Origin of the sequence: Pedobacter sp. MC2016-24 (assembly GCF_015223055.1) — a bacterium.
Classification (GTDB): domain Bacteria; phylum Bacteroidota; class Bacteroidia; order Sphingobacteriales; family Sphingobacteriaceae; genus Pedobacter.
On record NZ_JADFBX010000005.1, the window covers coordinates 83,919 to 98,284 of the forward strand.

The 14,366-nt window shown below is 42.1% G+C and carries 14 protein-coding genes; 11 read left to right on the forward strand and 3 right to left on the reverse strand.

From position 1 onward, the window contains the following. The first annotated feature begins 9 nt into the window (after nucleotides 1-9). From IM797_RS13720 to IM797_RS13750, 7 genes are all read left to right on the forward strand, one after another. Nucleotides 10-1,350 carry a flippase gene (locus IM797_RS13720; protein ID WP_194127716.1) on the forward strand — a complete coding sequence of 447 codons (1,341 nt, stop codon included), beginning with the start codon at nucleotides 10-12 and terminating at the stop codon, nucleotides 1,348-1,350. 83 nt (nucleotides 1,351-1,433) lie between these two features. After that, entirely contained in the window at nucleotides 1,434-2,081 is a 648-nt protein-coding gene (locus tag IM797_RS13725; protein WP_228098859.1) for an FkbM family methyltransferase, read from the forward strand. 11 nt (nucleotides 2,082-2,092) lie between these two features. After that, nucleotides 2,093-2,989 carry a glycosyltransferase gene (locus IM797_RS13730; protein WP_194127717.1) on the forward strand — a complete coding sequence of 299 codons (897 nt, stop codon included), beginning with the start codon at nucleotides 2,093-2,095 and terminating at the stop codon, nucleotides 2,987-2,989. A gap of 40 nt (nucleotides 2,990-3,029) precedes the next feature. After that, entirely contained in the window at nucleotides 3,030-4,127 is a 1,098-nt protein-coding gene (locus IM797_RS13735; protein ID WP_194127718.1) for a DegT/DnrJ/EryC1/StrS aminotransferase family protein, read from the forward strand. 3 nt (nucleotides 4,128-4,130) lie between these two features. Continuing rightward, a complete protein-coding gene (locus IM797_RS13740) occupies nucleotides 4,131-4,739 on the forward strand; it encodes an acetyltransferase (RefSeq protein ID WP_194127719.1) in 609 nt (202 codons plus the stop codon). Then, nucleotides 4,739-5,959 carry a glycosyltransferase gene (locus IM797_RS28720; protein ID WP_194127720.1) on the forward strand — a complete coding sequence of 407 codons (1,221 nt, stop codon included), beginning with the start codon at nucleotides 4,739-4,741 and terminating at the stop codon, nucleotides 5,957-5,959. The genes IM797_RS13740 and IM797_RS28720 overlap by 1 nt, the downstream gene beginning before the upstream one ends. Further along, a complete protein-coding gene (locus IM797_RS13750) occupies nucleotides 5,956-6,708 on the forward strand; it encodes a glycosyltransferase family 2 protein (protein WP_194127721.1) in 753 nt (250 codons plus the stop codon). Before IM797_RS28720 ends, IM797_RS13750 begins: the two co-directional genes overlap by 4 nt. Before the next feature lie 10 nt (nucleotides 6,709-6,718). Here IM797_RS13750 and IM797_RS13755 read toward each other — a convergent pair whose 3' ends face one another. From IM797_RS13755 to IM797_RS13765, 3 genes are all read right to left on the reverse strand, one after another. Then, entirely contained in the window at nucleotides 6,719-7,435 is a 717-nt protein-coding gene (locus IM797_RS13755; protein WP_194127722.1) for a 3-ketoacyl-ACP reductase, read from the reverse strand. A gap of 117 nt (nucleotides 7,436-7,552) precedes the next feature. Continuing rightward, the gene (gene typA, locus IM797_RS13760; RefSeq protein WP_194127723.1) at nucleotides 7,553-9,352 is read right to left on the reverse strand and encodes a translational GTPase TypA; all 1,800 of its coding nucleotides are present in this window, start codon (nucleotides 9,350-9,352) and stop codon (nucleotides 7,553-7,555) included. Nucleotides 9,353-9,461: 109 nt separating this feature from the next. Next, a complete protein-coding gene (locus tag IM797_RS13765; protein ID WP_255526862.1) occupies nucleotides 9,462-10,217 on the reverse strand; it encodes an esterase family protein in 756 nt (251 codons plus the stop codon). A 368-nt stretch (nucleotides 10,218-10,585) separates the two neighbouring features. On the opposite strand from IM797_RS13765, the gene IM797_RS13770 reads away from it, so the two are divergent. The 4 genes from IM797_RS13770 to IM797_RS13785 are packed head-to-tail and all read left to right on the forward strand — an operon-like array spanning nucleotide 10,586 to nucleotide 14,366. Further along, nucleotides 10,586-11,290, forward strand: a complete 705-nt coding sequence (locus IM797_RS13770) for an esterase family protein (protein WP_194127725.1) — start codon at nucleotides 10,586-10,588, stop codon at nucleotides 11,288-11,290. Between the two features lie 47 nt (nucleotides 11,291-11,337). Then, nucleotides 11,338-12,411: a RimK family alpha-L-glutamate ligase gene (locus tag IM797_RS13775; RefSeq protein ID WP_194127726.1), complete on the forward strand. Its 1,074-nt coding sequence runs from the start codon at nucleotides 11,338-11,340 to the stop codon at nucleotides 12,409-12,411. 19 nt (nucleotides 12,412-12,430) lie between these two features. Continuing rightward, nucleotides 12,431-13,534 carry a carboxylate-amine ligase gene (locus IM797_RS13780; RefSeq protein ID WP_194127727.1) on the forward strand — a complete coding sequence of 368 codons (1,104 nt, stop codon included), beginning with the start codon at nucleotides 12,431-12,433 and terminating at the stop codon, nucleotides 13,532-13,534. A 1-nt stretch (nucleotide 13,535) separates the two neighbouring features. Beyond that, the gene (locus IM797_RS13785; RefSeq protein ID WP_194127728.1) at nucleotides 13,536-14,366 is read left to right on the forward strand and encodes a type 1 glutamine amidotransferase; all 831 of its coding nucleotides are present in this window, start codon (nucleotides 13,536-13,538) and stop codon (nucleotides 14,364-14,366) included.

Below are 14,366 nucleotides of genomic sequence, written 5' to 3' on the forward strand. Positions count from 1 at the left end.
TTTGCAACAATGAAAATCCCGGGAATTAAAGGTTTTGACGAAGCAGCCTTCAACAAGTATTTAAAAAACACCAGCTGGCTGATGTTCGGAAAAATACTTAGCATGGTCATCAGTTTTGTCATCATACGGTACCTCGGACCGGTATCTTTTGGTGACCTGAGCTTTGCCGATGCACTGACAGCCATTGTAGCTGCTGTGGGTACCTTAGGACTCGACACCTTCATCATCCGGGAAATCATCAATCATCCGGAAAAAAGAGACGAAATACTAGGCACTTCCCTGGCTTTGCGTATTGCTGTAAATCTATTGCTCATCCCAATAGCAGTCGGCATTTATCTCGCATTTCATACCCTAACAGAAAAACCGGGTAATCCATTAACCTGGATTGTTCTGCTCCTGGCATTTGCCGCATTTTTTAAATCGTTTAACATAATTGATTCTTATTATCAATCACAGGTACAATCCAAATATGTTGTTCATGTGCAAAATATTTGTGTTATTGTATCTGCGCTTGTCAAAGTATTACTGGTCTGGCTACAGGTTTCATTAATCTGGTTTGCCGCGGCCCTGGTTTTTGACGGTCTCATCCTTGCCCTTGGCTTGGTTGTCCTCTACCATAGCCATGGATTTAAAATGCGCAACTGGAACTTTAGCCAGAGTAGAGCGCGTTCCTTACTTAAACAATCCTTCCCCCTGATACTGTCCGGCATCATGATCATTTTATACATGAAAATAGATATCCTGATGCTCAAAAGAAACGGCAGTACAGAAGTAGGGATTTACGGTGCCGCCGCAAAAATCAGCGAAGCCTGGTATTTTATACCCACTGCCATCATCACTTCCGTTTTTCCTGCCATCATTCAGGCCAGAAAAACAGATATTGAACGTTACCATAAGAGATTGGGCAATTTATACGATTTACTGGTGTTCATCAGTGTTCCCATCGCTTTCATGGTCAGCTTTTTACATAACTTTATCATCAACCTTTTGTACGGACATCAGTACGATGGAGCCGGACTCATGCTCGCCATACACATCTGGTCGGGTGTTTTCGTATTTCTGGGCAGTGCCAGTTCACAATATTTGCTGGCAGAAGGGTACACCATGATTTCCTTTAAAAGAACAGCAGTAGGGGCGATCATCAACATTGGCCTGAACTTTTGGTTAATCCCCTTGTACGGTGGCGTCGGTGCTTCTATTGCCACACTGATTGCCTGCTTTTTCTCTACTTTCTGGATACTGCTGATCCCAAAAACAAGGCAACAGGGCGTCATGATGCTCAAATCCCTATTCCTGATTAGCCTGATCCAAAAACTTGTTCATTTCAATAGTGCCGGCAAACAGGCCTAAACGCAATTATTAGTTGATAAATTAGTTTTTTGCATTTAACATCTTACCTTTGAAATTCCAGACCCAATAATTCTGATCATTTTATGTTGAAACGTGTATTATCACCCTATACCCTGTTAAATCCCGATAAATTAAAAGTAATACTCTCCCTGGGATTCAAAGGTTATCTTGCTGAAAAGGGCTGGTTCAAGGCATTTGAAACGAAATCTTCGGTAGACTTCAATGGCGATCCCATTCCATGGGTAACCTACTCCTTCATCGATTTTATCAAAGAAAGAATTACCAAACAACACGATGTATTTGAATTCGGTTCAGGAAATTCTACACTTTTCTATTCAAAATATGCAAACCATGTTTCTGCTGTAGAGCATGATCAGGAATGGTATGAAAAATGCAAAAACACCAATCTTAACAATGCAGACCTGATCTATTGTGCACTGGAAACCGGGGGGGAATACTGCAAAAGTGCAAACACAACCGGCAAAAAATTCCATTTGATTATTGTAGATGGTCGCGACCGGGTAAATTGCTGTAAACAGGCCATCCAGGCTTTAACAGCCGATGGTGTGATTGTTTTGGATGATTCTGAAAGACCTAAATACCAGGAAGCCATTCATTTTTTAAAAGAAAAGGGCTTTAAACACATTGCATTTACCGGAATGGCGCCAGGCGTAATCTATGCAAAATCTACCTCTATATTTTACAAACCTGCCAATTCCATGGACATCTAAACACGATTAATATGGAGCTTGCGCCAATTGTCTTATTTGTCTACAACCGACCAGAACATACTAAAAAAACCCTGGCTCATTTGCAGCAAAACAAACTGGCCCCGCAATCTCAGCTTTTCATCTTTTCTGATGGCCCTAAAAATAGTAAGGGGGCAGCAAAAGTAGAAGAAGTTAGGGCAATCATCCGGAACATTCCCGGTTTCCTGTCCGTCACGGTTATAGAACAAAAACAGAACTTCGGACTGGCAACGTCTGTAATCAACGGCGTAAGCAAGGTGCTGGAAAGCAATTCAAAAGTTATTGTGCTGGAAGATGACCTCATCAGTGCTCCCGATTTCCTGGATTTCATGAACCAGGCACTCGAGACCTATAAAAATGAACAGAAAATATTTTCGGTATCTGGGTATAGCTACCCGCTTGACATCCTGAAGAAATATCCTTTCAGTGGTTATTTTTCCCATCGGGGATCATCCTGGAGCTGGGGTACCTGGGCCGACCGCTGGTCTGGCATCGACTGGGAGATTACAGACAAAGCAACATTTTTAAACAATAGCGCCTTGCAACAGGAATTTAACCAAACCGCTGGCCCCGATCTTTCCAAGATGCTCATCAGGCAACTAAACGGCGAAATTGACTCCTGGGCAATCCGCTTCGCTTACAGTGCATTTAAACAAAAAAAACTCCATGTTTTAGCTGCAAAAAATAAGATCAACAACATCGGTCACGACAATTCCGGCACCCATTCTCCTAAAACAGATAAGTACACGGTACCACTCGTCACAGAGGCTAAATATACTTTTCCCAACCCCATCCAGGTGGTGCCTGCCATCAAAAAAGCACTCCTTAAATTCCACACCAAACACATCCTCATTCGCCTGATACGCAAATTTTTTCCCTTAAAAAGATAAAATCATTACTTAACTTAGCCCATCGCAAAAATGCTAAAATATGAGCTTTAAGTACCCGGTATATCAGCCTTCTTTAAATGGTAACGAAAAAAAATATGTGTTAGATTGTCTGGATTCAACCTGGATCTCTTCAAAAGGCAAGTACATTTCGGAGTTTGAAAACAAATTTGCAGCTTACATTGGCATTGAACATGCTTTAGGCGCCAGTAATGGCACAGTAGCCTTGCACCTGGCCTTATTAACCCTGGGCATCAGGCCCGATGATGAAGTGATCGTTCCTACACTCACTTACATTGCTTCAGTAAATGCGATCACTTATACCGGTGCAAAACCAGTATTTGTAGACTCAATAGCAGGAACCTGGCAAATCGATTATAATGATGTAAGAAAGAAAATCACGCCAAAAACTAAGGCCATCATGGCGGTCCACCTTTACGGCCATCCATGCGATATGGACGAGCTAATGGCCATATGTAAAGAACATGGAATCTTTTTAATAGAGGACGCGGCAGAGGCCTTCGGCACTTATTATAAAGGAAAGCATGCCGGAACTTTTGGAGATATCTCTATTTTTAGCTTCTTTGGCAATAAGACCATTACCACTGGCGAAGGTGGGATGGTGGTGATGAATGACGAAACTTTATACAAAAGAGCGTTACACTTGCGCGGACAAGGTCTGGCTCAATACCGTGAGTACTGGCATGACATCGTAGGCTATAATTACCGCATGACCAATATCTGTGCAGCCATTGGTCTGGCACAACTGGAACAGGCAGATGGCTTTATTGCCCAGAAAAAGGCAATTGCAGCACAATATCGTGAAACCCTGAAAGGCTTACCACTGCAAGTTCATCAGGAAGCTAAAGATTGCGTTCATTCCTACTGGATGGTATCTATCCTCACCAACAGCATCAAAGACCGTGATCCTTTAAGAGAATTTTTAAAAGAAAAAGGCATCGAAACCAGACCGGTATTTTACCCGGTACATACCATGCCGATGTATGCCACATCTTATCAAAAACATGCTGTTGCAGAAGATATCGGCTGGCGCGGAATTAACTTACCCAGTTATCCGGCACTGACTACCGAAGATGTAGATTACATCTGCAATGCCATTAAAGCTTATTTCAATGGATAAGCCATGGAAAAACTATATATAATGGGCTGCGGCGGTCACGCAAGAAGCATTGCCGATACGTATTTACAAAGGTATCCCGATGCTGAACTTACTTTTGTAGACCAGAATGCAAGGCCAGGTGAACGTGTTTTAGGCTTTAATCTCTTGCCTGAAGTAGATGACACTGAATTACAGGAAAATCCTGTCTTTATTGGCATCGGCGACAACGCTTCGCGTGCAGCAAGTTTTGAGCAATTTCACAAGCAAAACCTGGTCACCATTATTTCAGCTTCGGCATACATCAGCCCCTCTGCTCATATAAGCCGCGGCTGTTTTGTCGGTAATTTTTGCCATATAGGCCCCGAAGCATTTGTGGATGAGAATACCATTTTAAATACCGGAAGCGTTATAGAACATGGAGTACGGATTGGCAGGCATTCACATCTTGCACCCAACGTATCCGTATCCGGAAATACAACGATTGGAAACCATGTGTTTGTTGGCGTAGGAGCGAGTATTATTGACAAGCTGAGCATATGTGACCACGTCATTATTGGCGCAGGCTCATGTGTCATCAAAGACATTACCGTTCCCGGAACCTATGCCGGCACACCCGTAAAAAAAATTAAATAGTGGGGGAAGAAAAAAAAATAGCCATTTGGGGTTCCTACCTGACCTGGGATGGGGGAATAGACTTTTTATGTTATCTGGTTAATGGCTTATATTCCGTACAGGATAAATATAAACTCAAATTCTATCTGATCCTGCCTTACGACAACATTACCGAACTGAAAAGCTTCACACTTTCTGTATTGAATGCTGTTACTAAAGGCGGAAAAATCCAGTTAGGCGGTACAAATGTGAACGATAAAATCAGGGCAGCTTTTAAACAATACGACATTCCAGTAGAAATAGTTTACTACAATTACCTGCAAAAAAATGTAAATAAAAAGTTAAAAAAGCTAAAAATTGATGTGCTGTTCCCAGTTATAAAGTCCTTCAATTTTGACTTTGAAACTTCGTATGTATCCTACATCCCTGATTTGCAACATAAACACCTTCCCCATTTCTTCTCAGCAAAAGAAATCAAATTCAGGGACGAACGCTTTACGTCACTTTTGGATACCAGTAAAGCAGTTATTGTAAATGCATTGGCTGTTAAAGCAGATATTGAAAAACATTATGGGCAGACTTATAACGTATTCAGTCTTCCATTTTGCCCACCAGGACCATCTGCGGCATGGCAGATTTCAAACGAAACAGCTCAGTTGAGAAAATTCAATCTACCTAAAAGATACTTTCTCATATCCAATCAGTTCTGGAAGCACAAAGACCACATTACCGCATTTAAAGCTTTCAACCTGCTGATTAAACAGCCCGGGTATGCAGATGTTAAGCTGCTTTGTACCGGACTTATGCAAGATCCGAGATTTCCGGAATATGTACAGGACTTAAAGGATTTCATTACGAATAATCAGTTACAGGATAAAATCCGTTTACTGGGTTACATCGCAAAAGAAGAGCAAATTGCTTTAATGAATCAGACAGACGCTTTAATTCAGCCCACTTTATTTGAAGGTGGCCCCGGTGGAGGTGCAGTGTACAATGCCATTGCCATGGGCACACGCTGCATCGTTTCTGATATTCCGGTAAACCTGGAAATAGACGACGATAAAATCACTTTTTTTAAAGCGGCTTCGCCAGAAGATCTGGCCAGAAAAATGGCCCTGGTATTGAATACGCCATATCAGAAACCTACCCTTGCCTTGCTGCAGAAGGAAGGTCATGACAGAATGCAGGAATTGGGAGAAGCGCTCATCAAGGTAATGAAACAAGTAAATCCTACTTTATGAGTAAACCATGCTTGTCTGTCATCACCATCGTTTACAACAATGTAAAAGACATAGAACGCACCATGCTTTCTGTGCTCAACCAAACTTACCCCAACATTGAATACATCATCATAGACGGGGCTTCTACCGACGGAACGAAGGACATCGTCTATCAATACAAGTCCAGACTTGCACAGTTCATCTCAGAACCGGATAAAGGCATTTACGACGCGATGAACAAAGGCATCGGACTGGCTACGGGAGACTATCTCCTTTTCATGAACTCCGGCGACGAGATTTACGCTCCCGAAACCGTTTCAGAAGTATTTGCTACTGCAGAGGCTGCCGATATTTATTATGGCGAAACTGAAATGTTTAACGACAAATGGGAAAGCCTGGGCCAGCGCAGGCACCACGCACCAGAAAACTTCAGTTGGGAGAGCTTTAGATTTGGCATGAGTATAAGTCACCAGGCCATTTATGTAAAAAGAGACATTGCAGAACCTTTCGATCTGAACTATAAATACAGCTCAGACATCGACTGGATCATTAAAGCGGCTAAAAATGCGTCCAGCATTGTCAACACACACTTATATGTGGCAAAATACCTGGTTGGTGGAATCTCCAAAAAGAAACACCTCGCCAGTTTAAAAGAGCGGTTCCGGATATTTACCAAATACTACGGATTGATTCCAAATCTGATCAATCATGCTGTAATAGCTTTAAACCTTACCCGGTATTTTATCCGAAACCGCCGTACAAACGATTAACTTTCAAGGTTTAGGGATTTGTAGACCAAAGACCAGCTTCTTTGACAAATACCCTCCTGTTTAGTTTCAACTGCGCAACCACAAGCTCTGCAAAATCTTCAGGCTGCATCACCCTTTCCGGGTTACCATCTGTCAGGTTCAAATCTTTGGCCATATCTGTAGCTACTGTACTTGGCAACAAGGTACTTACACGGATATTGTGTTTCCTTACTTCCTGCATCAAAGATTCAGACATCCCAATTAAACCAAATTTAGACGCACTGTATGCGCTGGTGACTGCAGCACCATTTTTGCCTGCGGTAGAAGAAACATTGATGATGTCTCCTGTCTTTCTTTCAATCATTTCGGGCAATACTGCACGGGTTACATAATAAGCACCTAGTAAATTCACTCGGATGATCTGCTCCCATTTTTCAGGTTCAAGCGCCATAAAAGAACCAAAAGCGCCGATTCCGGCATTGTTGATTAAGATATCGATTGGCCCCAATTCAGATTTCAAACTGGCGACTGCCGTATTAACGGCATCGATATCCGCCACATCCATCGTAGCAATGGCTGTTTTAACACCATACTGATTTAACGCTGCAGCTACCTCTTCTAAGTCAGCTGTAGTTCTGGCTGCCAAACCTATATTTACCCCTTCTTGTGCCAACGCAATGGCCAATGCTCTGCCAATGCCTTTTCCCGCACCCGTAATGATGGCGTTCTTTCCTTGTAATGATTCCATGGTATCTTATGCTAAAATGTGTCTACTTGATTCAAAGCACAAAACTAATAAAAAACAAAAGCCCGTTTCTGACGAAACGGGCTTTATGACTTATCAATAGAATAATTATTCTAAAAATTATACGATTTTATTGACTTTACGTGCAGCTTCAGTTAAGTGAATTTTACGTAAACGCATGCTTACCGGAGTAACCTCAATGTATTCGTCAGCCTGGATATACTCCATAGCCTCTTCCAAAGAGAATTTAATGGCCGGAGCGATACGCTGACTATCATCTGTACCAGAAGCACGCATGTTGGTCAAAGCTTTACCTTTCACAATATTGATAACCAAATCATTATCGCGGATGTGCTCTCCTAAAATTTGTCCTTCGTAGATGTCTACTCCCGGATCAACAAAGAAACGACCACGATCCTGCAATTTGTCAATTGAATAAGCAGTTGTACTTCCTTTTTCCATAGAAACTAATACACCATTCAATCTTCCAGGGATTACACCTTTCCAAGGCTCATAAGCTTTGAAACGGTGGGCCATAATGGCTTCACCACCTGTAGCAGTCAGTACGTTATTTCTCAAACCGATGATACCACGTGCAGGAATATCAAATTCCAAGTGCTGTAAATCACCTTTTGGCTCCATGATCAACAACTCACCTTTACGTTGTGTTACCAACTCAATTACTTTACCAGCAACTTCACCCGGAACATCAACAATTAAGGTTTCGATAGGCTCACATTTTTTACCATCAATTTCTTTAACGATAACCTGTGGCTGACCTACCTGAATTTCATATCCTTCGCGACGCATTGTCTCGATCAATACTGATAAATGGAGAATACCCCTTCCGTAAACCAGGTAAGCATCCGGAGATTCAGTTTCAACAACTTTAAGTGCTAAGTTTTTCTCAATCTCTTTATACAAACGCTCTCTCAAACGCTGAGAAGTTACAAACTTACCTTCTTTACCAAAAAATGGTGAGTTGTTGATGGTGAACAGCATGTTCATCGTAGGCTCATCAATTTTGATAACCGGCAATTGCTCCGGAGCTTCGAAATCAGCAATAGTATCACCAATATCAAAACCATCAATACCTACAACAGCGCAGATATCACCTGATTTTACTTCTGTGGCACGGATTTTACCCAAACCTTCGAAAGTATATAATTCTTTTACTCTTGTTTTTACAATTTTACCATCACGTTTAATCAAAGTAACCGGTTGGTTTTCTTTAATTACACCACGGTGTACACGACCAATTGCAATACGACCTACAAAAGATGAATAATCTAATGAAGTGATCTGCATTTGCAAAGTACCATCGTTGGTTGGCGCAGCAGGAATGTTAGCTACAACAGCATCTAACAAGGCAAAAATATCCGTAGTAGGTACTTTCCAGTCTGTACTCATCCATCCTTGTTTAGATGAACCGTAAATTACTGGGAAATCCAACTGATCTTCTGTCGCTTCCAGGTTAAAGAACAATTCAAAGATTTGCTCATAAACTTCTTCCGGACGGCAGTTTTCTTTATCTACTTTGTTGACAACTACAATTGGCTTTAAGCCTAATGCCAATGCTTTTTGTGTTACGAAACGCGTTTGAGGCATCGCACCTTCAAAAGCATCACACAATAACAATACACCGTCAGCCATTTTCAATACACGCTCAACCTCACCACCGAAATCGGCGTGACCAGGGGTATCAATGATGTTAATTTTTACATCTTTGTACTGAACTGAAACGTTTTTGGAAACGATCGTGATCCCACGTTCACGCTCCAAATCGTTATTGTCAAGTATTAAATCTCCGGATTGTTCATTATCACGGAAGATTGAACAGGCGTGTAAGATCTTATCAACCAGTGTAGTTTTACCGTGGTCAACATGGGCAATGATTGCTATATTTCTAATTTTTTGCATAAAATGCGTATGATTTTTGGCGCAAAGATAAGGTTTATTATCAATATATCAGCACGTTAGTTTAATGTACTTGATAGAATTTCTGATTTTCTTTGCTGGTGGACTAAAATTAACTTGTTTTTCTTGAAAATGCCCAGGTCAAAAAAGCAGGCATCGCTTTGCCCCAGGTAGCGACATCGTGCTTACCACCCACCATCTCGTAATAGGCTATATCAGCAGAACGCTCGTATCCTTTTTTAACCAGTTCTTTAATCACATCAATCGTATCATCTATCGAATCAATGATAAAATTTTTATTCCTGTCGGCCAGTTCATCTTCTGTCCCGGTCATTAACCAGAATTTAAGATCAGGCTTTTTAGCGGTTTGTGTAATCATTTGATGCAGGATACGGTCGTCATCAGTATATCCATCCTTCAAATCCTTAGCGCGCCACCAGAATGAACCCGAGAATACCCCAACAGCATCAAAATAATTATCGTGGTTCCAGGCGATGTCGAATGCCGTAAGCCCCCCTAACGAACAACCCGCAAAAGCGCGCCTGCCATTAATTGGCATTTCCACCTCTGCCTGTACATAAGGGATCAGTTCTTTAATGATAAAATCTGTGTAAGCGGTAGCTTTGCTGCCGCGGCCCATAAAGTCAAGCTGACTGGCGACACCATATTCATGAACCCGGTCGGCCGAAGCCTTGATCGCCACCACAACCAGGGCTTCGATTTTATACCCGGCATATAACTTTTTCAGCGTTTCCTGTAAATCCAGCATAGTCGTATCCTGTCCATCATTCAGCAGCAACAGGTTTAAAGTTTCATTACCCAATAAGTTATCGGGTATAAAAAACTCCAGTTCAACTGTTCTTTTCAAATGAACAGACTTTAAATCGTGTTTGGTCTTAATTACTTCAGGAAGCAACATTGCGGTATACATAAATCAAAATCCCCTTTCTCACAAATATTTAGCAAAGGTACCATTCTCATTAAAAAATCATTAAGGCCAATTTTTTTTTTACAAACCTTACAGGTTTCAGTAAGGGCAGAATCATTGGCTAGCGAAAAGATTGCAGCTATAACGCAACCAAAAACACCAGCATGATGATAAAACGTATCGCCTGATGTAAATACACTTTCGTAGTCAGCAAAGCTTGATTAAAATGCAGATTTTCAGAATAAAACAGTTTCAAACTTATTTTTTAATCATTTGTTTTTCTAACTTAAAGAAACAAAAAACTCACTATGGGGGAAGAATATAAAAAATGGTACAGTCCAAATCTGAATGCCGATTTTGAACTCCTTACTATTGGTCATAGCGGGTACCCTATCCTGCTGTTTCCAACCAGTATGGGACGTTACTATGAAAGTAAAGATTTTAAATTGCTCGATTCCATCCGTTGGTTTACAGACGAAGGCAAGGTGAAGGTTTACTGTGTAGATGGAATTGACAAATCAAGTTGGTACAACAACGACATCCATCCGGCCGACCGTGTAAAAAACCACATCTGGTACGACAAAATGTTGCTGGAAGAAGTTGTCCCCCTGGCACAACATGAAACCGGTCACCATAAAGTAATTACTGCCGGCTGTAGTTTTGGTGGTTACCATGCCGCGAATTTTGCATTTAGATATCCAGGATTGGTTAGCCACCTCTTCAGCATGAGTGGAGCATTTGACATCAGGGGTCAACTGGATGGCTTTTACAATGAAGACGCCTATTTCAATAATCCGGTAGACTTTCTGCCAAATGACGACAATCCCGATTTGTGGAATATGAGAATTGTGCTGGGGACGACCGACAGGGATATTTGTCGGGGAGATAATGAACGTCTATCACAAATTTTAAACGAGAAGGAAATCAACCATTGGCTGGATGTACGCCAGAATGCAGACCATGACTGGCCCATATGGCGACAAATGCTGCCAGATTATCTGGCTCAGTTATAGTGTAAAAAAGAATTTTAACCCCAACCATAAAAAAACAACAAGTTACAATGAAGAAAATAGGGATTTTATTTGGACAGGAAAGATCCTTTCCTGAAGCCTTTGTAAAAAAAGTAAACGAATTGGCCCCCAGTGGAATTAAGGCTGAGTTTGTAAGCATTGATAAAATCTTTCAGGCCGAAGCCTTGGATTACGCTGTCATCATCGACCGCATTTCGCAAGATGTACCTTTTTACCGTGCCGCACTAAAAAATGCAGCAATTACCGGCACAGCAGTGATCAACAACCCGTTCTGGTGGAGTGCCGATGAAAAATTCTTTAACAATGCACTGGCGGTTAAACTGGGCGTACCTGTACCGAAAACAGCATTAATCCCTTCGTACGAGCAGCCAACAGACACTTCCGATCAATCGTTTAGCAACCTCGCTTTTCCCTTAGATTGGGAGGCAATTTTCGAGTACACCGGTTTTCCGGCGTATATGAAACCTTTTGATGGTGGTGGCTGGAAAGAAGTATACAAACTGCACGATAAAGAGGATTTCTTCGATAAGCACAGTCAAACCAAACAGACGGTGATGATGCTGCAAGAGGAAATCATTTTTGATGCCTATTTCAGGTGTTACTGCATCGGTGGCAAATACGTACGCGTTATGCCATACGAACCCCGGAACCCCTTCCATTTACGTTATGTTGTGGATGGCCCGCCATCCGATGAAAAACTATTGAAAACCATACACGATCATGTGATTACCTTAAATCAATACCTGGGTTATGATTTCAATACGGTAGAATTTGCGGTACGCGACGGTATTCCATATGCCATAGATTTCTGCAATCCGGCACCTGATGCGGACATCAATAGTGTAGGCCAGGAAAATTTTGACTGGGTGGTAGAAACGAGTGCCAAATATGCCATAGAACGGGCACAGTCGAATGTAAGAGGTCAGGACAATTTAACCTGGGGCAAATACCTGCAAACGGCAGCTAATGCTCAGCCACTTTTACCTGTCGCCGGTAAAAAAGCAACATCACCAAAGTCAGAAGCCCCGGCAAAATCTGTAGCCAAACCAAAAGCGACAGCCAAAGCTAAACCTGCCGCAAAGGCAACAACATCAAAAAAATAGATTGTATTAAAGGGAACAGATGATGAACGAATTTACGCTTGGAGTTGAAGAGGAGTACATGGTAATTGATCCCGTTACCAGGGAACTGACATCACACGATCAGAAGATTGTGGAAGCCGCACAAAAAATACATAAAGATCAGGTCAAGGCCGAAATGCACCAGGCCGTAGTAGAGGTTGGTACAGGAATCTGTAAAAATACTACCCAGGCCCGGCAGGAGATCTCGCAGTTGCGATATACTGTGTCCCAACTTGCCGGAGAACAGGGTTTACGCATCGGCGCTGCCGGAACCCATCCCTTTTCACATTGGGAAAAACAATTGATAACCGAACATCCCCGGTATAGTGAAATCGTAAACGAACTGCAGGAAGCCGCACGTTCCAACCTGATTTTTGGCCTGCATGTTCATGTAGGCTTTCAATCACGCGAGCTGGCGATACACATCGCGAACCAGGTACGCTACTTTTTACCTCACGTATTTGCACTTTCAACCAACTCCCCTTTCTGGGAAGGCAGAAATACAGGTTATAAGTCGTTCCGGACCAAGATATTTGACAAATTTCCGCGTACAGGCATTCCAGATATGTTCAACAGCATTGAGGATTACGACAATTACGTGAAATTGCTGATCAAAACCAATAGCATTGACAATGCCAAGAAGATCTGGTGGGACATACGGGTACACCCTTTCTTTGAAACCATCGAATTCAGAATCTGCGACTGTCCCATGCTGATCGATGAGACCATGGCTTTTGTAGCCTTGTTCCAGGCACTGTGCGCCAAATTGTATAAACTGCGTTTGCAAAACATGAGCTTTATTGGCTATTCCAGAGCATTAATCAATGAAAACAAATGGCGCGCGGCGCGCTATGGCATCGATGGGAACCTGATCGACTTTGGAAAAGAAATGGAAGTAAACTGCCGTAACCTGGTACTGGAGCTGCTGGATTTTGTAGACGATGTAGTGGATGAACTGGGTTGCCGGGAAGACATCAATTACGTTCATCAGATTTTAGCAAAAGGGACAGGTGCCGACAGACAATTGGCTGTTTACGAACAATTTGGTAACTTTGAAGCCGTAGTAGATTATATCACTACCCAAACATTGATAGGCGCAAAGTAACATGAGTGGAAGAAATAAGATCAGGATTGCCGTTATAGATATGAACAACGGTGTTGCTAACCAGGGAATGCGCGGCATACAGGAAGTTTTGCTGCGCTATAGTGCGGAAATGGGATTAAACTTATCCTTTGATGTGTTTAATTTAAGACAAAAAGGCGAAATACCTGGCCTGGAATACGATATTTACATTTCAAGCGGCGGCCCTGGCAGTCCATACGATGGAGAAGGTGAAAAATGGGAAAATGATTTCTTTGATTTACTGGACGGAATTGACCGTTTCAATGATCAGCATGAACATACCAAAAAACACGCTTTCCTGATCTGTCATTCCTTTCAAATGGCCAGCAGAAAGTTCGGCATAGGAAAAGTAATTAAAAGAAGATCAACGGCCTTTGGCATCTTCCCTGTTTTTTTAACTGAAGAAGGTGAGCAGGACCCTATATTTGATGGATTACCCAATCCATTTTATACCGTAGACAGCCGCGATTGGCAGGTTACCAATCCCGATGACGAACTTTTCTCTGCCGATGAAAACCAGGTACTGGCCTTAGAAAAAGAACGCCCTCATGTTGATCTGGAACGTTGCGTGATGTCTATCCGCTTCCGGCCGGAAATTGTAGGTACGCAATTTCATCCAGAGGCCGACGCAGCAGGAATGAAAATATACCTGCTGCAGGAAGATAAAAAGGCCGCAATTATTAAAAATCATGGCGAGGAGAAATATCTTGACATGCTGCATAGCCTGGACGACCCCAACCGCATCCAATTGACACAAAGCCTGGTACTTCCCAATTTTTTAAATGAGGCCATCAACGCTTTACAAGAAGCTTAA